Source organism: Ureibacillus acetophenoni (assembly GCF_900220965.1).
GTDB classification, from domain to species: Bacteria; Bacillota; Bacilli; order Bacillales_A; family Planococcaceae; genus Ureibacillus; species Ureibacillus acetophenoni.
Genome location: NZ_OBQC01000006.1, coordinates 19,154 through 43,128, shown reverse-complemented (window position 1 = coordinate 43,128; position 23,975 = coordinate 19,154). Strand labels below are relative to the sequence as shown.

Sequence of the window (23,975 nt, the reverse complement as noted above, 5' to 3'; positions counted from 1 at the left end):
CCCCTTTATAAGAAATTTCATCCATTGATTTGCACTTAAAAATATCTATCCAACATTGTAACACAGTTGAAGAGGGGATTTCATTATGAAATGAAGCCCAATTGCAAGAATAAATCCAATGTGCTCAAAGTTATTAAAAAATAATAAAAAGCAGCCTCCACTTCATTTAAATAGAGAGTGGAGACTACTTATATTTAAAATAGCAATCTATAAAGATACCATATTATGACGTTCGTAAGCGAAGTCTAATAATAACGATTTTAATACTTCATTGTTATCGATAATTTCTAGCTCTAGTTGCTTTCGAACTGCACGCTCACGTCTTGATTCGTGTAATAAAAACTCCATTACCGCATTTTGAATATTGGATTGTTTCATTTTCCTTCCAAGGCCTAAATGAATAAAGCCATGTTGTTCTCTAGGGAAGGAATTATTTAATTCTAGTTCATTTTGTGCTGCTGTTATACATGGTACTCCTACGGCCGCAACTTTATAAGGTGAGTAACTTGCATTACAAATAACAATATCTGCTTCAGTTAATAACTGTTCTAAAGCTCGTTCATGTTTAAAGATTTTAGTATTACGTCTAGTTAATACCATCATTTGTAAATCTTCTACAGAGTGTTTATAATCACGGTCAATTGCAACCGTTACTTTTAAAGGAATGTTTAGTTGTGTTAAATGACGTAAAGTACGGTAAGTTAAATTATTTTCATCCCCATCTTCGTATGCCACAACTATATGAGGAGGACTGGACAATTCGTTTGATGCACGTGATTCTGCAATTTGGCGTATTGTATCTGTAACCGCAAATGCGTAAGGGCCAGCAAGTGTATTTTGTGCCATATTTTCTTTTGTTTCCTCGAAGAGTGCAATAATATTGCAATCCGCAAACTGAGCACCATCTCCAAAGTCATCAAAATGCACAAGTGTTTTACAATAAGGTTTCAATTGTTCCACATGCTCAATCAGTGTATCTTTCCCATCTTGAACAATTAAATCAGGTTGAAGATTACGAATATGTTTTGTTAATTCGTTGTAATTGTCAAAAAGAATTGGTGTAATTTGCTCGTTAGTAAAAATTTGAATTTCTTCATTACTTGTTGTCTTTAAGAAAATCCAAACTGTTTCTTCTTCTTCCAATGATTTTGCTAATGTAGCAACGCGTTCAAGAGGATAAATTCCTTTCGTTTGGCACTGTTCTACAATAAAAGCAATTTTCTTTTTTTCTGATAGTCTTACTGTGTCTTTGTTCAAGAGAATCCCATCCTTTCCAATCCATACTAAGTTATGGTGTAAACTTCGAAAGTATGTGTAAAAATACTAAATTGTTAAATTAGTATTAGTGTTTGATTTTAAAAATGTATGCAGTAAGACAGGAGAAAATGAAAAAATTAAATAAAAATATGAGAGAATTGCAAAGAAATTGGACGATCTACGGAATACTATAATTATGAAGAATATTTACAGAAGGAAAATTTAAAAAGGTGAAAAACCTAAGACAAAAGGCTGAATTTCAAACCTTTTAAAACTTGTTTCCTATTCCTTACTAGTTTCATCTGTTAAAATAACAATCAATATGTGCTTTTCGTATTTGAGCCCGGATTTTTTCTGAGATTGCTCTAAAAATTTTGGTACATAAACAATAGTTGTTGAATATTAAAAGGAATTAGAGATAGATGGAGGAAAGACAACATGAAGATTCTACTTGTAGATGGCACAGTGTTTGGAACTAAAACCGGTGCGATACTAAGCCAAGTCGAACATTATATTAAGGAATACGATAGTAGTTTAGAGCTAGAAATTTTATATTTTTCTAAGCTAAAACACCAAATTTTAGATGGAAGTCCACTAAATCAAGATATGCAAATGATGATACAAAAAATAGAAGAGGCTGATGGATATATTTTTGCAACGCCAATCTATCAAGCATCAATTCCAGGCGTGTTAAAAAATGCATTAGATATGATTTCACCTAAGGCATTACGCTATAAACCTGCATCCATTGTGGCAACGGGTGGAACGTATCAACATCATTTAGTTGTAGAGAATCAATTTAAACCAATCCTAGATTACTTCCGTTGTTTAGTGACACCAAATTACGTATACACACATACATCTCATTTTGACAAAAATGATAAAATTGTTGATGAAGATATTCAAAATCGACTGAAAGAATTAGCTCGAGTATTCGTGCAATACTGTAAGTTAAGTCAAACATTACCGAAACAACCTGTTGATCATCATTAAAGGGGGCGTCTGAAAAGTTCACTTTTGAGACGCACCCTTTGCGCCCAGGATGGTGACATCTTGATGTGACCACCGCAGAAGCAATAGATTTAAAGGAAAACTCCATTAGTAAGTAGGGAATGTCTGGAAAGTTTTTTTACTTTCTAGACATTCCCTTTTATGTTCACTTCCTATGATACAGTGCCCATTCCTACCTAAACTGCATACTATAGAAAAGAAAAACAGGGGGTGTTTTGTATGGGATTGTTTATAAATAAAAAACAGCACCCAGATGTCTTTAAAAATAAAGGCGCTTTAATAGAACCGAATCAAGTAGAATATTGCATCAATGCATTTACTGAATTTGTAAAGGAGCAGAAAGCTTCTAATAAGTCGATTCATAAATCAATTGAGGGAATTAATACTACTCAAGATAAATATCATATCCAACAAAAAAGACAATGGAGAGAGATAGAACATCAAATGTATGAATTAAGAGTTCTTCATAAAGAGCATGAAAAAATAGAAAAACAAATTGTCACATGGCTTAAAAAACTTGAAAATAAACAAGCAAATCTAGAAGATCTCATTATAAATGATCAAAGAGATAAAGTGGAATTAAAGTTACATGTACAAAATTTAGCTAGCTCACAAGTAGAAGTGTTGAAAGAACTAAATGCATTAGTTGATGCAAAAGAAGAAATTCAACAAAAATTAGATTCGCTTGCATCACTTAAGGATGATGTCATCGGTCAATTCGAAACAGTGAATGTGGTAAGTGAAAAAATACTTCATAAAATGGATGAACAAACAGAATTACAACAACAAATTGCTGATAAAATTACAACGATAGAAGAGACCCAACAAGAAGTGATTCATCGGGTTGATGGGCAAGAGGGGATTATTGATAAAATTGTTCACCAAATCGATCATGTAAGATTCGTATTGTTTGAACGTACAAATTACTTAGAAGAGAAAATGGAGAAAGTGTACGATCAGGTAGTTAACTATATACAAAAAATAAAAAATAATATCATTCAACCTTCAACAATTGAAGTTAGTAGTAACGAAAATGAAAAAAGAGAAGAAGCCTAATCCTATAAACTGTTTTATAGGATTTTTATTTTAATAAGCAAAAAAAGCGCATAATGCGCTTTTTAATTTGGAGTTTCTTCTGCTGTTTTTGGTGTAACTAATGCATACTTTTCCCATTTTCTACTCTTCCATCTAAAGAATACAATGATTGCCCGGCACCATTCATCTGCTGCAATAGCTAGCCAAACTCCCACTAATCCTAAATCGAATACAAAGACGAGTAAATATCCAAGAGGCAAGCTCATACAAATCATCGATAAGAAGCCGATTTTTACAGGGAATCGTGCATCACCTGTAGCTCGTAGTGTATTAATAATAGTGATATTAACTGTTCTACCTGTCTCAAGTAAAATACTGAGTAATAGAACAGAAACACCAATTTTAATTACATCTGGGTTATCTGTGAAAACATCCATCAATTGCTCCCGGAAAATGATTACAATCGTAACCATAACTAGTGTGAAAATCATTGCTGCTTTTACACTAACCCAAAGTTGTTTATAAGCATCATCTTGCCTTCCAGCTCCTACATAACGTCCAACAATAATTGCTGTCCCCATACCGATCGCCATTGCAAAAAGGTAAGTGAACATTGAAATATTTACTGCGTATTGACGTGCTGCGAGTGCCTCTGTACCTAAGTAAGTTACATAGTACAGGAAAACAATTTGACACACTTGGTACATAATTTGTTCTAGTGCGCTAGGGATTCCGATAGACAAAATTTTACGTACGTAATCTTTAGAAAATGTAAAGAATGTCTTAAACTGTACTTTCACTTCTAACACTTGATAGTAAAGCCAGACGAAAACAAATACTGCGAGTAAACGACTTACTACAGTTGATATAGCGGCACCTTGAACACCTAGTTCTGGAGCTCCGAAGTTACCGAATATTAAAATGTAGTTTAATACAACGTGAAGGACATTCATACCTAGGGACACGTACATCGTTTGCTTCGTCCATCCGTGAACGCGAATAATGGCAGCTAATGAAGTAATAATCGCCTGTAAGAAAATCGCTCCACCAACGATATTTAAATAAGTGGATGCATATTCAAGAACATCACCTTGTAAATTCATCATCTTCATTAATAAATTTGACGAAAAAATAAATACAATTGAAATAATAAAACCTACACAAATATTAAGTGTAATCGCTAAAGCTGATATTTTTGTTGCTTCTTGAAATTGGCGAGATCCAAGATACTGGGAGACTACAATGGAAGCTCCACTACCAACAACCCCTAAAATTAAAATTGCAATTTGTATATACTGGTTAGCAGTTCCAACACCAGAAACCGCATCGTCAGATACTGATGCTAGCATGAACGTATCTGCTAACCCCATTAACATAAATAAAAAAATCTCTAAGAAAATCGGCCAAGTTAATTGAAATAGACCAAACTTTTCCTTAGGTTGTTGAATTGTTTCTGACATGGTCAACCTCTTTCCAAAATAGTTCATCAAATACGTAAAAATAAAAAATATATTATCATAGAATGAATGAAAATGATGCACTTTTTTTAGATTTTTTATTATGCGTATTATGTAACTCATGACAAAAATAGGGTGTACGAAAAATGAAGTCAATTTCGTACACCCTTTAAACTTATCCTAAAGCGACATCTAAGATCATCATAATTGTAAATCCAATCATTAAACTAATGACTGCAAGGTCTTGGTTGCCATTTTCTTGAGAGCTAGGGATTACCTCTTCAGCGACTACAAAGATCATCGCACCTGCTGCAAATGCTAGTGCGAATGGTAATAACGGTGCAATATATGCCACAGCTAAAAACCCTATAATTGCTGAGATTGGTTCGACCATTCCAGAAAATTGACCAAACAAGAAACTGTCTCGTTTAGACATTCCATCACGGTAAAGCGGCATGGATACAGCAACACCCTCGGGAATGTTTTGTATACCAATTCCTATGGCAAGTGCTAATGCACCAGCTAATGAAGCTGAAGGTGAACCAATTGCAACTGCTCCAAATGATACGCCGATCGCTAACCCTTCAGGTATATTGTGAAGAGTGATTGCCAACACAAGGAGCGTACTCCTTTTTTGTTTTTTTGGATAAATACCTTCTGCATGTTTCATTGGTGCATTTGGGTGAAGATGGGGGAGTAATTTATCTACTAAGAATAAGAACATGCCACCTAGTAGAAATCCAATTGCTACGGGAACCCAAGCAGGAAATCTTCCACCTTCAGCCATTTCTAGGGCAGGGGACAGAAGTGACCAAAAGCTTGCTGCAATCATCACTCCACCTGCAAAACCGAGCATAAAATCCAAATAGCGCTGATTAAACTTCTTTGTTGTAAAAACTAATGCTGCACCTAAAGCAGTCATACCCCAAGTAAAAATAGTGGCTACAATCACTTGTTGAATTGTATTAAGTTCAAAAAAGAAATCAAACATATCTTTTGCACCACTCCATTTGAGAAACTTTATATAACTTTTAGAAAATAGTAATCCTCTCTAATACATAAGTCAAAACAATATGTATTTTTAAAAGTAAATAATTCATTATATGTTTATTTGTATTTGCAAAATTAGTTGAAATCAAAATTATTGACTGATAGATAATGAAGATGATACTATTATCTCGAATTCAATATATTAGAATTCAAGATAGCTTAACAGAGCTCACAAATTACATAAAATTGGAGGAAAATAAATTGGTTAAAATTGGTATTGTTTTAGGTTCAACACGTGACGGACGCGTAAGTCCACAAGTTGGTGCATGGGTTAAAGAAATCGCTGACAAACGCGGAGATGCAGAGTATGAAATCATTGATATCGCAGATTTCAAATTACCATTTTTAGGTGAAGCTGGTGGAGACACTTCTGGTGTTGCAGCTTGGTCTCAAGCAGTTGCAAAACAAGATGGTTTCGTATTCATCGTTCAAGAATATAACCACTCTATCACTGGTGCTCTTAAAAACGCATTAGACTTCTTACGTGAAGAATGGAATAACAAAGCTGCAGGTATCGTATCTTACGGTTCAGTAGGTGGAGCACGTGCTGCAGAACACTTACGTGGAATTCTTGGTGAATTATCAGTTGCTGACGTACGTGTACACCCAGCATTATCTTTATTCACTGATTTCGTAAATGGTAATGAATTCAAACCATCTGAACACCAAGTACAATCAGTTAACGACATGTTAGACCAAGTTATTCCTTGGGCTACAGCATTAAAAACTGTACGTAACTAAGTAGCTGTTTGAAAGTCCATTTGGGAAGACAATCAGCTAGTATAGCTAAAAGATAACGAAATAAAGTCCTTTTCATCTTTTTTAAACATGTTGAAAAGGACTTTTATTTATTTTGCTTTATCTATGATAATGTTCAGACTCATGCAATGCCCAATACATTTGCACTAATTGTTTTTCATACATAAAATGTTTTTGATAAAAATACATATGCTTTTCTGGGTCAATATGTTCATAATATTTTGCCAATGTACCATAGAGGCTAGTCATTTCTAGTAATTGTTTTAAACGTGGATCCATTTACCTTCACCTCACTAATTAGTCATCAGCACAATTTATGCTCCTATGTCAATTACACATAGGCTAATTGCTTTCCTAATTCCACCCATTTTTTCAGATAAAGAAATTGTTGTGTCATGAATCGAAATTGTTGTGTCATGAATCAAAAGCAGATTCTACTTTTTCTACATTCGAAGAAGATTGTACTTGTATAACAACATTCCAATTAGGATAAAAAAATGAAGGTTCGGATTACTATCATTCCGAGCCTTCATTTTGTTTATTCACTTGTTAAGTTTAGAAATCTACATACTGTGTTTATACATGAATCCTTTGGATACGACTTATATAAATCACTTGCAACACGAACAGGATCACCGAAAAAGTATCGTTCATATTGTGTTTGTCGTGTTCCAAATGAACTCATTGTTAAATCCCATGCTAAGCGGAAAATTTTTACCCTTTCCATAGCTGGTTTATTTGCCCCTTGTAAGTATTGGTTCAAATCTTCTTGAATTTCCGAGTAAAAAGCTTTTTCTGTTGGTAACGTGATAATTCCACTTGCACTTAATAATTCGATAATTTCAGTAAAACGAGGATAGATTTTAGGAAACACATTACTGGCTACTTTTAGAGGGATAATATTAGGACGCATAAAACCCCATTCGTCTAATGAAGCATCATTTTCTGCTTTTTCTAACAAAGCCTTCATCGTTTCCAATCCAACGATGATTTCGGATAGCTTTTCTTGTACATGTTGGTACTCACTGATATTAATTGTGTCGACGATTAGTTCTGCAATGCCCAATAAGAATTCAGTTTTTACTATTTGTCTTGTAAGTACTTGATGTTTTGCGTAATGATGGAAGGAACTTTTGGAGACAAATTCTTCAGCTACTTCAGCATTATTGTAATAGAACACTCGATCCCAAGGAACGAGTACATTATCGAATACGACAATGGAATCCATCTCTTCGTAACGTGAACTTAATGGATGGTCAAATGTAGATTCACCACCTAAAAAAGTGTCTCTACAAATAAAGCGTAATCCTTTTGTATTAGATGGAATCGAAAATGCAAATGCCTCATCTTCATTAAAAAGAAATCGGCCAACGCTAAATACTAAAACCTCATCAGTTAATCCACCTTGTGTTGCTAATAACCGTGCACCTTTAACGATAATTCCATCTTCATTTTCATCGATTACTTTTGCCGCGATTGGTTCTTTTGAATGTTCAATATAAATTTGTGAACGATTTACTTGAGGAGTAATGAAAGTATGAGTGAATGATAAGTCCTTTTCTCTCGCATACTCAAAAAAAGCTTGTAGGTTTTGTGGAAAACATTTTTCTTTACCTTCTAGAAACCCGGCACAAGATGCAAAGCTCATTAATACAGAATTTAAATAGTCAGGAGTTCTCCCCATAATACCGCAACTAAGTTTAGCCCAGTTCTCCATCATCTTGCGTCTTCTTTTTAAATCCTTTTTCGTTTTTGGTTGGAGATAAGAAAGTCCAATTAAATCACCAGTTTTAGGTGAAGGAAAAATCATTTCTTTTTTTAATTTCTCATCGCATTGTAAATCATAAAGTGCTGCTTTCGATTGAATAATCCCTTTAAAAGCATGATGTTCTGAGATTAATCCTTCAATTTTTTCACCATCGAACCAAATTTCTGGATTTAATTTATTAATTCTATTGACGAATTCATTTCCATTAATCGCACCCATTGAAACACCCCAAATGTTTAGTGAGAAACTATATCCTATTTTATTTAAACGAATTGGATTGGGTTCAATGATTTTTAAAAATATCTTCAAGGAATTTACTAAAGAAACATAATACTAGTGGAATTATCCACACTAAGTTTAAGGAGGAATCATTTGTGAAAAACACCAAATTAGATAATAAAGTGGTTTCAATATTAGAAGAAAAGATTACCTTAATTCGTACAGATAGTGGAGGAATTTACTTAGTAGGACCTATCAATTTACCGGTGAATTTATACGGAGAAACTGTAAAGTTTAAGTGGTATTGCTGGTTAAATTGTAAGGAAGTAGCGGAAGACTTTGAAAAAATTATTTTTAAACTAACGGATTTAAATTTAGCAGAAATGCAACAGTCCAGTGTACTTGTTTATGGAGATTTTGAACACGAAGATGATGCAATCATTCGTATGCATTCAATTTGTCATACAGGTGATATTTTTGGCAGTAAAAGATGTGATTGTGGATATCAATTAAAAGAGTCAATGAAAAGAATTGTTGAGCATGGTACGGGTGCACTGTTCTATTTAGCGAATCATGAAGGTAGAGGAATAGGGCTATTTAGTAAGGCGATGGCATACATTCTTCAAGAAAATGGGTACGATACAGTTGATGCAAACTATGCACTTGGATTTGTGAATGACTCTAGAAACTATGGGGATGCTATTCAAGTATTAAAAGCACTTCGTTCAAAACCAGTTTCCCTCGTAACAAATAATCCTGAAAAATTAGAAGCATTAAAAGCCGCTGGGCTAGAACTAGTAAGTAGAAAACCCATTTGGGGGGATGTTTCTGAATATAATCGAAATTATTTAGAAACGAAAATTGCACGATCAGGTCATTTAAATGATGATGGTACATGCTGTAATGATTAAGAATAAGTGAAATGTAAGATGTTCGAGTCGATAGAAGTCGATTTTAGAACATCTTTTATTTATGAACAGATATTATTGTTGACATACCCCTAAAGGGTATCTTAATATAAAAGTAAGAATAGGGGGAGATTACACTGGATCATACAAACGAAACACATTGTCATTCAGAATCATCGAATCGAAAAAGTCATCATCCAGAACATATAAAAAAAGATCTTATGAACCGTCTTAATCGTATTGAAGGCCAAGTGAGAGGCATTAAAGGGATGGTAGAACGCGATGTTTACTGTGATGATATTATTACTCAACTATCTGCAACTCAATCAGCTTTAAATAGCGTTGCAAAAGTATTACTACAATGGCATTTGAAAGGATGCGTTGTTGACCGGTTAACAGAAGGTGATGAAGAAGTCTTAGATGAACTTATCGTCACTATCCAAAAATTAATGAAGAAATAGAAGGTTAACAAATTGAGTGAAGTAACGATATTAGTAAAAGGAATGACATGTGGTGGTTGCTAGAAGTCTGTAGAAAACGGTATCTCATCAATGGATGGTGTTGAAAAGGACCATGTTGAATTAGAAACTGGAAAAGTTGAAGTTTCATTTAATGAATCTAAAGTGAATGTAGAACAGATTAAATTAGTCGTTCAAGATAAAGGATATTTTGTAGACGCTTAATCTCAATTTGTTTGATACTATTTTTAAAAGTGAATAATACCCCTATAGTGTATGTAATTTAAATTTAAAAAGAAAAGGAGATTGAATTATATGGAATCTGTAACTCTAAATGTAAAAGGTATGTCTTGTGGGCATTGCGTAAAAGCAGTTGAGGGAGGTGTTAGTGCTTTAGCTGGCGTAGACCAAGTAAAAGTTATTTTAGAAGAAGGCCAAGTAGAAGTAACTTACGATAACGATAAAGTATCCCTTGCAAAAATTAAAGATGCAATAGATGATCAAGGATATGATGTTGAATAATTACGAGTTAGTGAAATGATGAGAATCTTTTTAGGTTCTCATCATTTTTATTATGAAAATCAACTACATCAATCATGCATAGAAAGTTCGTGAATGTTGAATCCTTTTAATATAGAAAAAGCATTGAGAAAACTTTTAGGAGGATTCAAATGGAAAAAAGACTAGGGTTAATTGTAATGTCTCTTTTTTTATTTACTATACTAACGGCATGTGGTAATGATGATACAAATAATAGTGATACAGAACACGAAAGTCATGTTGAATCAAGAAATGAAGTGACAAAGGATAATGTTCAAACAGAAGAAGCAAATAATAATGTAACAAATGCACCTACCCCTTCAGAAATACCAGAAGGCATGAAAGAAGCAGAAAACCCTAAATTTAAAGTGGGGGATGAAGTAATCGTTAATGCTGAACACGAAGAAGGAATGAAGGGTGCAGTAGGAACTGTTACTGGTGCCTTTGATACTATCGTATACTCCATATCCTATACACCTACACATGGTGACTTCCGTGAAGAAAATCATAAATGGGTTGTTCAAGAAGAACTTCAAGGATTAGACGAGGAAATGTTAGTACCAGGGTCAGAAGTAATAGTTGAAACAAATCAAGAAGAAGGGATGCTTGGTGCTGAAGGCGAAATTGATACGGCTGAAAAAACCGTTGCTTATATGGTAGAGTATATTACTGCCGATGGGACATCTCTTAAAAAATGGTTTAAAGAAAGTGAATTATCAGCGAAATAATAAATGAACATAATGTCCAATTGAGTCATCGAATAAATAATCAATTGGACATTTTTTTTATTTTAAAAATGTATACAAAATAGCATAAGAGTGCTTATCTTAGAATGAAACGCCCACATTTAAGAATTTTTACATTAATTATCAGTATTAATAATAAAAATTTAATAAAATTTACTAAATATCCCTTTGAAGTTTTTTAAATAGTCTGATAAAATCAGATAACACTGATTTGGATAAACAATCCTTTCAGCGATCATTAGCGCAGGAAGAAGGAAATTGTAATGTTGTACTCAGATAAGATTTTAAGAACACCATCCTCATTTATTCGTAATATTTTAAAAGTAGCGAGTGCAGAGGATGTCATTTCATTTGCCGGGGGATTACCAAATCCAATTTCATTTCCAATTGATGGTCTGCAAAAAGCAATAAATGAAGCGATTGAAGTTCATGGGCCAAAATTATTCCAATATTCAACGACAGAAGGATATTTACCATTACGTCAATATATAGCAGATAAATATAATACAAATTTCGGATTAGCTATTGAACCTGAAGATATTTTAATTACTACTGGTTCGCAGCAAGCATTAGAATTGATTTCACAAGTACTTGTTAATAAAGGTGAAGGAATTATCGTAGAAGAACCAGGATACTTAGGAGCACTACAGGCATTTAGTTTAACTGAACCAACATTTTATCCAGTGCAATTAACGGAAGAAGGGTTAAATGTTGAACAATTGGCTCAAACCCTTTATGAAAATCCATGTATTAAATTTATTTATACTGTACCAAATTTCCACAATCCAACTGGTATTACATATACTAGAGAGAATCGAGAAGCAATTTATGAAGTAGTTAAAAAATTTGATGTTGTGTTAATAGAAGATGACCCATATGGTGATTTACGTTGGAACGGTGAAAAGCTTCCATACATTGGAGCTGGTCGATTAGAAAACTCAGTAATACTTGGTTCATTTTCAAAGATTGTAACTCCAGGCTTCCGCATAGGCTATATGATTACAAAAAATAAGGAATTACTGAATCATGTTAATACTGCAAAACAAGCGACGGATTTACATACAAATATTTTCTCTCAAATTGTAATTCATGATTATCTAGTAAAAAATGACCTTACTACGCATATTACTAAAATAACTGACTTATACCAACAGCAAGCAAGATCCATGATACAGGCGATGGAAAAATACTTCCCACCGACGATTACATATACAAAGCCTGATGGTGGGATGTTTATTTGGGTAACATTAGAAGAAGGAGTATCTGCTTTGGAGTTATTCAATAAAGCGATGGAAGCAAAAGTGGCATTTGTTCCTGGTGATCCTTTCTATACCAACAAAAGCAATGTAAATACGTTACGTTTAAACTATACGAATTCATCACCAGAAGTGATCGAAGAAGGAATTAAACGATTAGGGAAAATACTTTACGAAATACCGTCAAAACAATTGATTTAACACAAAGCTGATTTTTACATTCCATTTGGAGTGTGAAAATCAGCATTTTTTTATCGCTAAATTTATAGGGTTATTTATTTTTCCCATTAGTTCCGATCCGAACATGTATTAAATCTTTTAGTAAGATGGATACCCCTGCAACAAGAACACCTTCAACGAATGATTGGATCACAAAACCATAATATAAGAAACAGGAAATGATGGAAACTCCCATAACAATCCAAGCATGGGTCCATGGTTCAAGACGTGGTGTCTGCCTAAGGAGTAGCAATATAATATAAAGAACCGGAATTAGAACATATGAACGTGAATCGATTAGTGATGCTAAAAAGTTCGCTTCCAACATGCTACCTCCTTTCGTGTTTTCTAATTTAATATATTCAAAGATTAGAGAAGGGGATAATGGAAAAGTCTAAATAGTTGAATGTGATTGAAGAATTTTTATTTCTACTAATTTATTATAAAAAAGAGAGTAATTACAGATTGTTTATTATAATTTTTAGAAAAATAGGAGAGGGAGCGGGTAGTATGAAAGGAATGAAATATCTTAATCCAATAATTATGACAATAGTATTGGGCGTAATCTTTTCAGGATGTGTAGAAGAGAAGAAATCGACTTTACCAGATGACTTACCAGAGTTTGTTTTAGCTAGTGATTTTGACATCATTGATTGGGAGCGCAAGGCAATTGAATTTGAGGATATGATAGGAAATCTAAATATTGTTGGAGTAATCGGAGCAGACATGCCAAGTATAAGTGAACAAAAATGGATGTGGCATTTATGGGGAATCGATGAAATTGTAAATAATGATCTTACGGTTGTAGGCTATCATAAAGAAACTGAAACCGTACATCCAATATTACAGACTGGAAATGATAATTGGTCAATTCCTTTGGCAGGTGAACACAATGGTGCAGATGCACATACTCCATCATCAGTAAAGTTTGCTAAAGAAGGCGAGTGGGCTCTATTACTATATGTAAATAATGAATTGTTCGATATATTAGTAATGGACATTAATGAATAAAAAGCTGGGACAATTTTGTCCCAGCCCTACCTCAAGTCATGCTAATTAATGCTAATCAAATTTGAGTCCCTTTAACGCTTCAGCAAGTGCATTATTCACAGGTTCTTCCTGTTTCTCCTGCTGCTTCAAATACTTCTGTACTGAACGTTTATCAACTTTGCCTCCGCCTTCTTTTTTACGACGGGCTTCAAAGGCGGATAGTTTTTCACGGTGTCCACATTTACATACAAAAATTTGGCCGTCACCTTCACCACGTAATTCAAGTTTTTTATGACAGTTTGGACAGCGAGCATTTGTCACACGGGATACATTTTTACGATGTCCACATTCACGATCTTGGCAAACGAGCATTTTTCCTTTTTTGCCGTTCACTTCAAGCATCGGCTTTCCGCAATCCGGACATGACTTAGTTGATATATTATCGTGTTTATATTTTTTATCGCTTGATTTAATTTCTGATACGATTTCTTTTGTATAGTTTTTCATTTCTGAAATAAATACGTCTTTTTTCATTTTGCCTTTGGCGATTTGTTCAAGCTTCATTTCCCATTCTGCTGTTAGGGCAGGGGATTTTAATTCTTCTGGTACTAGTTCAAGAAGTTGACGTCCTTTTGAAGTTAAATAGATTTCCTTGCCACCACGTTTTTCTATTAAAAATGAATTGAACAGTTTCTCGATTATATCTGCACGAGTCGCAACGGTTCCAAGACCACCTGTAGATTTTAATGTTTCAGCTAGTTTTTTATCTTGCATCCCCATGTATTTAACGGGATTTTCCATTGCTGATAATAGAGTTGCTTCATTGAAACGGGCTGGTGGTTTCGTTTGTCCAGATGTTTGGGCGATTAACTTTACAGTTAAGGATTGACCTTTTTCAATGCGCGGTAAAATTTGTTCCTTCACGTCATCACTAGATTCCTCATCATCAAAATGATGTCCGTAGACTTCTTTCCATCCACTCGATAAAATCGTTTTTCCTCTAGCGATAAAAGTTTCATCCCCAATTTTGGCATGTAATGTTAGTTGTTCATATTCAAAAGGTGGGAGTAAAACGGCTAAGAATCGTTTGACCACTAAATCATAAATTTTACGTTCTTTGTCCGTAAATTTAGCGAGATTAACGAACCCTTCTGTTGGGATGATTGCATGGTGATCACTTACTTTAGTGTCATCTACGAAAGCCTTCGTCGCTTTAATGGGTTTTGTTAAAATTTTATTAGTAAACGTACGATATTCGCCAATTCCACAAGCTTTTAAACGTTCTGGGATTGTTGCAACAATATCATTCGAGATATACCTTGAATCTGTACGTGGATAAGTTAACACTTTATGCTGTTCATATAACTTTTGCATAATGTTAAGTGTTTCTTTTGCTGAGTAGCCAAAAATTTTATTGGCATCTCTTTGTAGTTCAGTTAAATCGTATAGAGCTGGTGCATAGGATTTTTTTGTTTTTCGGTCAATCGAAGTGACAACTGCATTTTCACTGCCAAGTTTCTTAACGATTGAATCGATTTTATCTTTATTAAAACTTCGATTGTTACCTTTGTCATCTTGCCAAGTTAAACGCAAATTATCAGCTGTATTTGCTTCGATTCCGTAATAAGTTTGTGGTTTGAAATTTTTAATCTCATCTTCTCGAGCTGCAATAATTGCAACAGTTGGTGTTTGAACGCGTCCACAATTCAGTTGTGCATTAAATCGTGTCGTTAAAGCACGCGTTGCATTTAGTCCGATATACCAATCAGCTTCAGAACGTGCAACTGCCGATGCATATAAATTTTCATAGGCTTTTCCAGGTTTTAAATTGTTGAAGCCATCTTTAATCGCTTTATCTGTAACAGAAGAAATCCATAAACGTTTTATCGGTTTATGTACCTTCGCTTTTTCAATAATCCAACGCGCAACAAGTTCTCCCTCACGACCAGCATCTGTTGCAATGATAATTTCAGAAACATCTCCTCGTGTTAGTTGAGATTTTACAGCATTGAATTGCTTTCCAGATTGTTTAATGACAGTAAGTTTCAAACGGTCTGGTAACATTGGCAAATCTTCTAAATTCCACGTTTTATATTTCACATCATAACTTTCAGGGTCCGCTAATGTAACAAGATGACCTAATGCCCAAGTGACAATATATCGATCACCTTCAAGGTACCCATTTCCTTTTTTCGTACACTTTAATACGTTTGCTATATCACGTGCAACAGATGGTTTTTCTGCTAACACTAAACTTATTGCCATTGTTAAAAAACATCCTTTCTAACTTCCATAGGAATAAATATAGCATATGTCAAATGGAGTTTCAGTCATAGTGAATGATTGTAATGTAATAGGCAAAACTAAGGCAATGATATTAAAGAAATGGAATGAGCTATATCAAATTTTTATAAGGTATGTATTGTTTTTCATTATATAAAGAAACCTAAATACTCTAATTTTCCTTATTTCAACAACAAAATTGTGTATATTATATTAAGGAATTGTAAAGGTAATGTAAATTTTATATTTCAAAACTATAAAATTATTTACACTAAAGCGCGAAATATGAATAATAGTGTCGAAGGCTTTGGAAAGGTGGAACTAATTAATGGATTGGCAGACGATGTTATTCCAATTCCTAGGAGGACTAGGGTTATTTTTATTTGCAATTAAATTTATGGGCGATGGCTTGCAAAAAGCAGCAGGTGATCGACTACGAGACATTTTAGATAAATTTACGACAAATCCATTAATGGGTGTGTTAGTAGGTATCTTAGTAACTGTAGCAATCCAATCCAGTTCAGGTACAACAGTTATTACAGTAGGACTTGTTAGTGCAGGGTTCATGAACCTTAGACAAGCTATTGGTGTTATTATGGGTGCTAACATTGGTACGACAATAACTGCCTTTATCATTGGTTTTGATGTGGGAACTTACGCTTACCCAATAATGGCACTAGGTGCAGTGTTACTTTTCTTCTTTAAAAAGAACACGATCCAAAATATTGGTCAAATATTGTTTGGATTTGCAGGTCTATTCATCGGTCTTGAAATGATGGGTGATGGGATGAAACCATTACGTGATTTTGACGCATTTATTGATATGACTGTAAGTTTTAGTGAATTTCCAATTTTAGGTGTAGTTGCAGGGACAGTATTCACTTTAGTAGTTCAATCATCATCAGCAACTGTTGGGATTTTACAAGAATTATATGGTGAAGGTCTTATTCCATTAGCTGGAGCATTACCAGTATTATTTGGTGATAATATTGGGACAACCATTACTGCTATATTAGCTTCTTTAGGGGCAACTGTTGTTGCTCGTCGTGCAGCTGCAGCTCATGTAATGTTTAATGTTATTGGAACAGTTATTTTCCTGGTAATATTACCGCTATTTGTAAATTATGTAGAGTGGATTACTGGATTATTGAATTTAGATGAAAAAATGCAAATTGCATTTGCACACGGATCGTTTAACGTTGTAAACACTCTAATTCAACTTCCATTTGTTGCAGCTATTGCCTGGATCGTTACAAAAATCGTTCCTGGAGAAGATACAACAATTGAATATGCTCCTAAATTCTTAGATCGTTCTTTAATAAAAACATCTCCGTCAATTGCATTAGGACAGGCTAAGCAAGAAGTAATGCGCATGGGGGATTTTGCTATTAGAGGCCTTCAGGAGTCACAAGAGTTTCTTTTCACAAGAGATACTAAACATGTAGGAATAACTGAACAGTTAGAAGAAGCTATCAACAACCTAGATAGAGTAACGACAGATTATTTAGTTGAACTATCTAAAGCATCATTATCTGGTAATGATTCGAAAGTTCACCATAACCTATTGCAAAATATCCGTGATATCGAGCGAATTGGTGACCATGTTGAAAATTTAGTCGAACTAACTCAATTTAGTGTGACGAACCGTGTGAAATTTAGTGAGGAAGCTGAAAAAGAACTAAAAGAAATGTTTAATCTTGTGCTAGATACTATTAGTGTTGCAATGTTAGCATTAGATAAACAAAGTAAAGATTTAGCAAGAAAAGTTTTAGACAACGAAAATCGTATCGATGAATTAGAACGTGTATACCGTAAGCGACATATTTATCGTTTAAATAATGATGAATGTTCTGGTTCAGCTGGTATCGTTTTTGCTGATATTATTAGTAATTTGGAACGTCTTGGAGACCATGCAGTAAATATTGCTGGAACTATATTAGAAGAAAACGTTTAAACTATACCTGTGTAAAGAAAACAAATCTTTACACAGGTATTTTATTTTTGTTGGAAAAGTTCTGAATAGGTTTAGAAATTTGTAGACATACTGTAATTAAGTGGTAAAATTATCGATATAAAAATTTATCAAAATAAGAACGGTGAGAAATTTGAAAATTTCAAGTCTACTAAATGATATTAATAAATTTGAAGAACGAAAGTATGTATCTCAGCGTAGGGAGATGGCCAAAGCCTATAAAAAGTCTTCTACTTTTATTGAAGCAAGTAAAAATCCTGTTACCAATTTACTCAATGAATTATTAAAATCTGAAAAAGACTTAGCAAAACAACTCCACAATCCTGTTTATGATGAATTAAAACAAGCAGAGTTAGAAATAGCAAGTGCAAGCGGAAATGATGAAATTGAGCCTAATCGGATTCATCAATTGAAAGATAATCATCTAAATCTAATATCAACTGAACTTAATAAATTTGTTCTATTCGAAGAAAGTAAAATCGAATCTGAACAACAATTTGCATCTAGAACTAATGTAAATAACAATTTTATAAAAAATAAATTTCAAAGAGCCATAACAACGTATTCTTATCAAATGAAATTTGCTAAAACTGGCTTTATACAGCAACAATCACAGTACAATATAACTGCATAAAGGTTCAGGAGCTCTCAGTAAATCTGAGGGTTTTATTTTATTTTTTAAAAAAGTGGATAAATAACAAATATCTAGTGGGAACTTCCTATTGGAAAGATATTTATATTATATTAGAATGCATTTATTATACAGTTTTTCTTTATAGACATTAGGAGGGAGTAGCGTGACAAAACAAAAAACATCAAAAACAAATGCAGTTCGATTACTAGATCAGCAAAAAATTGCTTACAAACTATTTGAATATGAAGTGGATGAACATATTGACGGAGTTTCAGTAGCTACTAAAATTGGGCACTCAGTTTCTCATGTCTATAAAACGCTCGTTACAACAGCTGGGACTGGTAAATTTTTTGTTTTTGTCATTCCAGTTTCAAATGAACTTGATCTTAAAAAATGTGCAAAAGTAGCTGGTGAAAAGAAAGTAGAAATGATTCATGTAAATGATTTGTTGAACCTAACTGGTTATGTCCGTGGAGGATGTTCACCAATCGGAATGAAAAAGTTATTTCCTACATTTGTTTATGAAGGAGCAAGAGAGCTAGACTATCTAATCGTAAGTGCTGGAAAAAGAGGGATGCAAATAAAATTAGCACCAATTGACTTATTGCATGTTACGAAGGGAAGTTTTTCTGATATAGTAAAAGATACATAAAAAACTCTCGAAAAAAATATAGTTTGTATTTTTGTAGATATATAGAAAGAAGGAAAATCAGGTAAATGAGAAAAGTATATTCATGGCGATGGGCGTTTTTCTTAGTAGGGTTAGCCATTTTGTCATTAGGGGTTTCAATGGTTATTAAAGGTGCAGTGGTGGGAACAAATGCGTGGGACGTACTTCATATTGCACTATTTGAAAACTTTGGATTAACAATTGGTACGTGGAATATTATTACCGGACTACTTGTAATTGCATTTACCTCGATTATGGTGAAAAGACTTCCAAAAGTGGGTACTTGGGTAAATATGTTTTTATGTGGAATTTTTATAGATTTGTTTATTTGGATTTTGCCTGGAACATCCTCTATGACATTTCAAATTATTTATTTCGTCTTAGGGGTATTTGTTTTAGGGTTTGGATGCGGAATGTATATCGCCCCGAATCTAGGTACTGGTCCTCGTGACTCGTTAATGATGTGGATCGTTGAAAGATTTGGTGGTTCTATAAGAGTTGCTAGGATGACTATGGAATTATCCGTTGCATTTGTTGGATGGATTTTAGGTGGACCTCTTGGCGTCGGAACTGTTATTATTGCAGTATTTTCAGGATATGTTGTTCAGCTTTCATTACCATATTGCCGTAAAATGCTATTGAAAGTAATTGGTGATGTGGAAGAAATGAAACCATTTTTCTAATTATTTTTTGTCTCGTAAAAGATTCGTAGTCTTTTACGAGTTTTTTATTTGTTTTCAAGTATAATGAGGAACAACTATAACCTTTGTGTGAGTTGAAGGAGGCCAAAAACGATTGTCGTATATTCAAATCGGTAATATTTCAGTGAAAACTGAGTGGGGTGCATTTATTTTAGCGCTACTTTTATTCATGTTAGTTGAGAAAATTATATATAAAAAATCTACATCATTGTTTCAAGATGCGTTGTTTAATTACATAGTAGTATGGAAGCTAAGCTATATTCTTTTTGAATGGCCGTTGTTTATTAAAAATCCAATGTCTGCACTTTATTTTAGTGGCGGTATCTGGGGGCATATATTAGCAGTAATAGTAGCTTCAATGTTCCTAATTTATAGAACAAAAAAACAAAATGGGATATTAGATTGGAACGGTTTGCTCTATTCATTTACCGTGTTTTATCTATTATTTCAAGGGTCTGAATTCCTTCTTTCTGGAGAATGGGCTGTTGGAGTTGTTATCCTAGTAGCTAGTGGGTACGTTGCGGTTAAGAAAGGGAGTAGGGAAAATCCAACCTGGCTTTTTATATTAATTCTATTAAATTCTATATTTTTAGCATACAATGAAAAGCTTTTTGCATTAGAAGGTTGGCTATTCATTTGTATAAGTACGGTTGTTTTAGTAGTGATGGTGTTCAAAGAAAAGCATCTTTTAAAAAATACGGTATCTTGGGTGTTCATTGTCATATTAGCAGCGTCTGTTGCATTAAATTTTGAGAAGGGCAATAAAACCGTTGTGTTAGAAGGTGCAACGGAGTTTGAGTTGCAAACTCTTTCAGGGGAAACGGTAAAATTATCTGATTACCGTGGCAAAAAGGTAATTTTAAACTTTTGGGCGACATGGTGTCCACCGTGTAAAGCTGAAATGCCACATATGCAAAGTTTCTATGAAGAACATGGTGATGAAATTGAAGTGATTGCAGTGAATTTAACTAGTAGGGACAACGGTATTGAAGCCTTAAAGAGGTTTGTAGACGACAATGGGTTAACTTTTAGCATTCCACTTGATGTAAACGGAGTGTTTGGCGATGCATATGAAATTATTTCGATACCGACTACCTATGTAATTGACGAGAAGGGGCAAATCTATCAAAAAATCGTCGGTCCAATGGACAAAAACACACTCGAATCATTTCTAAATTAAATATGTACCAGGTACACAAACTATTTCAAATATTCTGAATTGTTTGTGTACCTGGTACCCGCACAATTGTGAGGAGGGGTTATGTTGGGGAAATTTTTAGATAAGTTTTTAGATGAGAACTTGCAAGGATTACAGGACCAGGGGTTGTTTAACGAGATTGATGTTGTTGAAGGAGCGAATGGTCCAATTATACAAATACGAGGGAAAGAATTAATTAACTTATCCTCTAATAATTATTTAGGATTAGCTACAGATGAAAGGCTTAAAAGAATTGCTGTTGATGCAGTTCAAGAATATGGAGTTGGGGCAGGAGCAGTACGTACAATCAATGGGACGTTAGATTTGCATGTGGAGCTTGAAAGAAAACTCGCAGAATTTAAAGGGACGGAAGCAGCGATTTCTTATCAGTCTGGATTTAATTGTAATATGGCTGCGATTTCAGCAGTGATGGACAAACATGATGCCATTTTGTCCGATCAGTTAAATCATGCTTCAATCATTGACGGTTGTCGTTTGTCTAAAGCTAAAATTATTGCGTACAATCATTCTGATATGGATGACTTGAAAAGAAAAGCAGAGGAAGCTGTGAAATCAGGGCAATATAAAAAAGTGATGATTATAACAGATGGTGTATTTTCAATGGATGGGGATATTGCAAAACTTCCAGAGATTATTGAGATTGCTAAAGAATACGATCTTATCACATATGTTGATGATGCCCATGGATCGGGAGTGACAGGGAAGGGTAAAGGAACTGTAAAACATTTTGGATTGGAAAAAGAAGTTGATTTTCAAATAGGTACATTATCGAAGGCAGTAGGAGTTGTTGGGGGATACGTAGCTGGAAAGAAAAACTTAATATACTGGTTAAAAGTTCGTTCCCGTCCATTTTTGTTCTCAACTGCTTTAACGCCAGCTGATGTAGCAGCAACAACGGCAGCAATTCAATTAATTACAAATTCTACTGAACTTGTGGATCGACTTTGGGAGAATGGAAATTATCTAAAAGGTGGTCTCAAAAATCTTGGATTTAACATTGGTAATTCAGAAACCCCTATAACTCCTTGCATTATCGGCGATGAGAAATTAACACAGCAGTTTTCAAAAAGGCTCATTGAAGAAGGGGTTTACGCAAAATCCATTGTATTCCCAACGGTACCTAAGGGAACAGGGCGAGTTCGAAACATGCCAACTGCTGCACATACGAAAGAAATGCTCGATGCAGCCATTACTGTTTATGAAAAGGTTGGTAAGGAATTAGGTGTAATTTAGCGGGTACCAGGTACAGAAACAACTTAGAATATTCACAATTGTGTGTGTACCTGGTACACATACAATTTGGGGGAGTGCTTAAGACATTTAATTTGTCCTAGGCACTTTTTTTCGTTTGTTTACATAAAAATAAGGTAAGAAACTCTAGGAAGGATGACATCTTGAACAGCACGATTCTACATTTCTTTGGAAAAGCATTAACTGGGCAAGGCATGAAAAATGTATATAAAGATATTATGAACGAAGCGAAAACTGTTTATTTTTTCAAGGGTGCTCAAGGATTTAAACTTTCAGAAGTGCTTCACAACCTTGGAAAGTATTATCATAGTCAAAACGTAGCGATTGAATATTTCCACGATCCATTATTTGAAAACACATTTGAAGCTCTCTTTGTTAAAGAACCACACAATATCTTGTTCCTCCAAGCAACGAACCCATCATTTGAGCCACAACTTTATGGAAGCCGAGACAAAGTCATTTCATTTTATGAGTGCATTGATGAGGAAAAATTGAAAGCCCATGGGGAGAAAATTATTCAATTAACAAAGGATAAAGAAAAATGGCACGATAAATGTTTCCATGCTCTTGCAAGAGCGATTAAAATTCACGATGATTGGGAAATTGAAACGAGAAGACATATGGACTGGTCCGGATTAAACAAGCAATTTGAACAGTTAATCCAAAATCTTTTCGGCAAAAATCAATTAAACAAACGTGGAAATGAAACGCACCGCCTTCTCGGAACGTTAACACCAGCTGGCGCTAGAGATACGCTTCAAAATATTACGCAAAACGTTGAAAATCGTTTCTTTATCAAAGGATATCCAGGAACAGGGAAGTCTTCTATGATGAAACGGTTGGCAGGAGAAGCATTAAATCGTGGTTATGATGTGCAAAAGGTTTGGTGTGGACTGGATGCCAATTCTATTGATATGGTCATTATTCCTGAGTTGAATTTCTGTATTTTCGATAGTACGGAACCCCATGTATATTTCCCAGATCCAGCGCGGAGTGGCGACCAAATTTTCGATATTGCTCAGCATTGCCACCCAACTGAAGTAGAAGAAGAGAACATTAAAGTCATTGTCGCTAAATACCGTTCTGCAATGTATGATGCTGTAGCATTTGTAAATCTCTACGCTGAAGCGGAAAGGGAATTAAGAGAATTGGTGGATAGCAGTATTAATGAAGAAAAGTGGAATGAACGTATTTCAAGTTTGTTTGAGTGATTTTAGATTGAAAGCTTGAGAGAGGGTGTACCTACTTCTCAAGCTTTTTATTTTTTACTTAGGATAATTGGTCATCATGATTGGCCAATTCTTCATCTGGCAAAGTGCTCATTCGCTTATCGTAAGCGATTAAGACAACGCCTAGCTCCTCTTGTAACATATTTATTTTTTCGAGCTGTTCTACATCTAATTCTGCAAATTTTAATTCCTCCATTAGTTCAACACATCCTTTCTTATATAAAGATGTTCAATGGAGAAAAATTACATACACTTGAAAAATAAATCGCGATGATTTTTCGCTGCTTAATTTTAGAAACTATCGCACAAATTTTTAGTTTTATCGGACAGTTTCGGTGATTTA

At 34.3% G+C, this 23,975-nt stretch carries 24 protein-coding genes and 1 pseudogene; 17 read left to right on the top strand and 8 right to left on the bottom strand.

The features are described 5' to 3' along the window. Nucleotides 1–207: 207 nt before the first annotated feature. Nucleotides 208–1,257 (bottom strand): PseG/SpsG family protein, encoded by a 1,050-nt coding sequence (locus CRO45_RS09600; protein ID WP_097149447.1) that lies wholly within the window; start codon nt 1,255–1,257, stop codon nt 208–210. Nucleotides 1,258–1,695: 438 nt separating this feature from the next. On the opposite strand from CRO45_RS09600, the gene CRO45_RS09595 reads away from it, so the two are divergent. Beyond that, nucleotides 1,696–2,250, top strand: coding sequence for an NADPH-dependent FMN reductase (locus CRO45_RS09595; RefSeq protein WP_097149446.1), 555 nt, complete (start codon nt 1,696–1,698; stop codon nt 2,248–2,250). A 237-nt stretch (nt 2,251–2,487) separates the two neighbouring features. After that, a complete protein-coding gene (locus CRO45_RS09590) occupies nt 2,488–3,324 on the top strand; it encodes a hypothetical protein (protein WP_097149445.1) in 837 nt (278 codons plus the stop codon). Nucleotides 3,325–3,386: 62 nt separating this feature from the next. On the opposite strand, the gene CRO45_RS09585 is transcribed toward CRO45_RS09590, so the two are convergent. After that, on the bottom strand, nt 3,387–4,763 hold the full coding sequence (locus CRO45_RS09585) for an MATE family efflux transporter (protein WP_097149444.1): 1,377 nt from the start codon (nt 4,761–4,763) through the stop codon (nt 3,387–3,389). 172 nt (nt 4,764–4,935) lie between these two features. Beyond that, complete coding sequence (locus tag CRO45_RS09580; protein ID WP_097149443.1) at nt 4,936–5,751, bottom strand: ZIP family metal transporter; 816 nt, start codon at nt 5,749–5,751, stop codon at nt 4,936–4,938. A gap of 260 nt (nt 5,752–6,011) precedes the next feature. On the opposite strand from CRO45_RS09580, the gene CRO45_RS09575 reads away from it, so the two are divergent. Further along, complete coding sequence (locus CRO45_RS09575; protein WP_170949454.1) at nt 6,012–6,551, top strand: NADPH-dependent FMN reductase; 540 nt, start codon at nt 6,012–6,014, stop codon at nt 6,549–6,551. A gap of 117 nt (nt 6,552–6,668) precedes the next feature. Here CRO45_RS09575 and CRO45_RS09570 read toward each other — a convergent pair whose 3' ends face one another. Beyond that, the gene (locus tag CRO45_RS09570) at nt 6,669–6,848 is read right to left on the bottom strand and encodes a hypothetical protein (RefSeq protein ID WP_097149441.1); all 180 of its coding nucleotides are present in this window, start codon (nt 6,846–6,848) and stop codon (nt 6,669–6,671) included. Between the two features lie 259 nt (nt 6,849–7,107). After that, on the bottom strand, nt 7,108–8,556 hold the full coding sequence (gene hpaB / locus CRO45_RS09565; protein ID WP_097149440.1) for a 4-hydroxyphenylacetate 3-monooxygenase, oxygenase component: 1,449 nt from the start codon (nt 8,554–8,556) through the stop codon (nt 7,108–7,110). 155 nt (nt 8,557–8,711) lie between these two features. Between hpaB and CRO45_RS09560 the strand changes: the two genes are divergently transcribed. The 6 genes and pseudogenes from CRO45_RS09560 (at nt 8,712) to CRO45_RS09535 (ending at nt 12,665) form a co-directional block, all read left to right on the top strand. Continuing rightward, nucleotides 8,712–9,467 carry a GTP cyclohydrolase II gene (locus tag CRO45_RS09560; protein WP_097149439.1) on the top strand — a complete coding sequence of 252 codons (756 nt, stop codon included), beginning with the start codon at nt 8,712–8,714 and terminating at the stop codon, nt 9,465–9,467. Nucleotides 9,468–9,601: 134 nt separating this feature from the next. Next, nucleotides 9,602–9,925, top strand: a complete 324-nt coding sequence (locus CRO45_RS09555; protein ID WP_408057131.1) for a metal-sensing transcriptional repressor — start codon at nt 9,602–9,604, stop codon at nt 9,923–9,925. A 78-nt stretch (nt 9,926–10,003) separates the two neighbouring features. After that, nucleotides 10,004–10,147, top strand: a pseudogene (locus CRO45_RS09550) (heavy-metal-associated domain-containing protein); the annotation flags it as partial. 90 nt (nt 10,148–10,237) lie between these two features. Continuing rightward, nucleotides 10,238–10,444, top strand: a complete 207-nt coding sequence (gene copZ, locus CRO45_RS09545; RefSeq protein WP_097149436.1) for a copper chaperone CopZ — start codon at nt 10,238–10,240, stop codon at nt 10,442–10,444. A gap of 149 nt (nt 10,445–10,593) precedes the next feature. Beyond that, nucleotides 10,594–11,190, top strand: a complete 597-nt coding sequence (locus CRO45_RS09540; protein ID WP_097149435.1) for a YdhK family protein — start codon at nt 10,594–10,596, stop codon at nt 11,188–11,190. Nucleotides 11,191–11,471: 281 nt separating this feature from the next. Beyond that, on the top strand, nt 11,472–12,665 hold the full coding sequence (locus CRO45_RS09535; RefSeq protein WP_097149434.1) for an aminotransferase-like domain-containing protein: 1,194 nt from the start codon (nt 11,472–11,474) through the stop codon (nt 12,663–12,665). A 70-nt stretch (nt 12,666–12,735) separates the two neighbouring features. Here CRO45_RS09535 and CRO45_RS09530 read toward each other — a convergent pair whose 3' ends face one another. Continuing rightward, complete coding sequence (locus CRO45_RS09530) at nt 12,736–13,008, bottom strand: phage holin family protein (protein WP_097149433.1); 273 nt, start codon at nt 13,006–13,008, stop codon at nt 12,736–12,738. A 185-nt stretch (nt 13,009–13,193) separates the two neighbouring features. Here CRO45_RS09530 and CRO45_RS09525 point away from each other — a divergent pair, with 185 nt between their 5' ends. Further along, nucleotides 13,194–13,694: a hypothetical protein gene (locus CRO45_RS09525; protein WP_235864568.1), complete on the top strand. Its 501-nt coding sequence runs from the start codon at nt 13,194–13,196 to the stop codon at nt 13,692–13,694. A 51-nt stretch (nt 13,695–13,745) separates the two neighbouring features. Here CRO45_RS09525 and CRO45_RS09520 read toward each other — a convergent pair whose 3' ends face one another. Next, complete coding sequence (locus CRO45_RS09520; RefSeq protein WP_097149432.1) at nt 13,746–15,938, bottom strand: DNA topoisomerase III; 2,193 nt, start codon at nt 15,936–15,938, stop codon at nt 13,746–13,748. A gap of 346 nt (nt 15,939–16,284) precedes the next feature. Between CRO45_RS09520 and CRO45_RS09515 the strand changes: the two genes are divergently transcribed. The 7 genes from CRO45_RS09515 (at nt 16,285) to CRO45_RS09485 (ending at nt 23,614) form a co-directional block, all read left to right on the top strand. After that, on the top strand, nt 16,285–17,910 hold the full coding sequence (locus tag CRO45_RS09515; RefSeq protein WP_235864567.1) for a Na/Pi cotransporter family protein: 1,626 nt from the start codon (nt 16,285–16,287) through the stop codon (nt 17,908–17,910). A gap of 151 nt (nt 17,911–18,061) precedes the next feature. Beyond that, nucleotides 18,062–18,562 (top strand): hypothetical protein, encoded by a 501-nt coding sequence (locus tag CRO45_RS09510; RefSeq protein ID WP_097149431.1) that lies wholly within the window; start codon nt 18,062–18,064, stop codon nt 18,560–18,562. Nucleotides 18,563–18,725: 163 nt separating this feature from the next. Further along, nucleotides 18,726–19,214 (top strand): Cys-tRNA(Pro) deacylase, encoded by a 489-nt coding sequence (gene ybaK, locus CRO45_RS09505; RefSeq protein WP_097149430.1) that lies wholly within the window; start codon nt 18,726–18,728, stop codon nt 19,212–19,214. 65 nt (nt 19,215–19,279) lie between these two features. Then, entirely contained in the window at nt 19,280–19,915 is a 636-nt protein-coding gene (locus tag CRO45_RS09500; protein ID WP_097149429.1) for a YczE/YyaS/YitT family protein, read from the top strand. 112 nt (nt 19,916–20,027) lie between these two features. Further along, a complete protein-coding gene (locus tag CRO45_RS09495; RefSeq protein ID WP_097149428.1) occupies nt 20,028–21,113 on the top strand; it encodes a redoxin domain-containing protein in 1,086 nt (361 codons plus the stop codon). An 81-nt stretch (nt 21,114–21,194) separates the two neighbouring features. Then, nucleotides 21,195–22,385, top strand: coding sequence for a glycine C-acetyltransferase (locus CRO45_RS09490; RefSeq protein WP_170949452.1), 1,191 nt, complete (start codon nt 21,195–21,197; stop codon nt 22,383–22,385). A 161-nt stretch (nt 22,386–22,546) separates the two neighbouring features. Next, a complete protein-coding gene (locus tag CRO45_RS09485) occupies nt 22,547–23,614 on the top strand; it encodes a nucleotide kinase (protein ID WP_235864566.1) in 1,068 nt (355 codons plus the stop codon). Nucleotides 23,615–23,672: 58 nt separating this feature from the next. Here CRO45_RS09485 and CRO45_RS20040 read toward each other — a convergent pair whose 3' ends face one another. Further along, entirely contained in the window at nt 23,673–23,828 is a 156-nt protein-coding gene (locus CRO45_RS20040; protein WP_170949451.1) for a hypothetical protein, read from the bottom strand. Between the last annotated feature and the right edge of the window lie 147 nt (nt 23,829–23,975).

Bases quoted from the DNA above. Each gene is read 5' to 3' on its own strand.
- CRO45_RS09515 (WP_235864567.1), top strand. From the start codon at position 16,285: ATGGATTGGCAGACGATGTTATTCCAATTCCTAGGAGGACTAGGGTTA.
- CRO45_RS09595 (WP_097149446.1), top strand. From the start codon at position 1,696: ATGAAGATTCTACTTGTAGATGGCACAGTGTTTGGAACTAAAACCGGT.
- CRO45_RS09535 (WP_097149434.1), top strand. From the start codon at position 11,472: ATGTTGTACTCAGATAAGATTTTAAGAACACCATCCTCATTTATTCGT.
- CRO45_RS09525 (WP_235864568.1), top strand. From the start codon at position 13,194: ATGAAAGGAATGAAATATCTTAATCCAATAATTATGACAATAGTATTG.
- CRO45_RS09590 (WP_097149445.1), top strand. From the start codon at position 2,488: ATGGGATTGTTTATAAATAAAAAACAGCACCCAGATGTCTTTAAAAAT.
- CRO45_RS20040 (WP_170949451.1), bottom strand. From the start codon at position 23,828: ATGGAGGAATTAAAATTTGCAGAATTAGATGTAGAACAGCTCGAAAAA.
- CRO45_RS09585 (WP_097149444.1), bottom strand. From the start codon at position 4,763: ATGTCAGAAACAATTCAACAACCTAAGGAAAAGTTTGGTCTATTTCAA.
- CRO45_RS09580 (WP_097149443.1), bottom strand. From the start codon at position 5,751: ATGTTTGATTTCTTTTTTGAACTTAATACAATTCAACAAGTGATTGTA.
- copZ (WP_097149436.1), top strand. From the start codon at position 10,238: ATGGAATCTGTAACTCTAAATGTAAAAGGTATGTCTTGTGGGCATTGC.
- CRO45_RS09570 (WP_097149441.1), bottom strand. From the start codon at position 6,848: ATGGATCCACGTTTAAAACAATTACTAGAAATGACTAGCCTCTATGGT.
- CRO45_RS09490 (WP_170949452.1), top strand. From the start codon at position 21,195: ATGTTGGGGAAATTTTTAGATAAGTTTTTAGATGAGAACTTGCAAGGA.
- CRO45_RS09520 (WP_097149432.1), bottom strand. From the start codon at position 15,938: ATGGCAATAAGTTTAGTGTTAGCAGAAAAACCATCTGTTGCACGTGAT.
- CRO45_RS09540 (WP_097149435.1), top strand. From the start codon at position 10,594: ATGGAAAAAAGACTAGGGTTAATTGTAATGTCTCTTTTTTTATTTACT.
- CRO45_RS09500 (WP_097149429.1), top strand. From the start codon at position 19,280: ATGAGAAAAGTATATTCATGGCGATGGGCGTTTTTCTTAGTAGGGTTA.
- hpaB (WP_097149440.1), bottom strand. From the start codon at position 8,556: ATGGGTGCGATTAATGGAAATGAATTCGTCAATAGAATTAATAAATTA.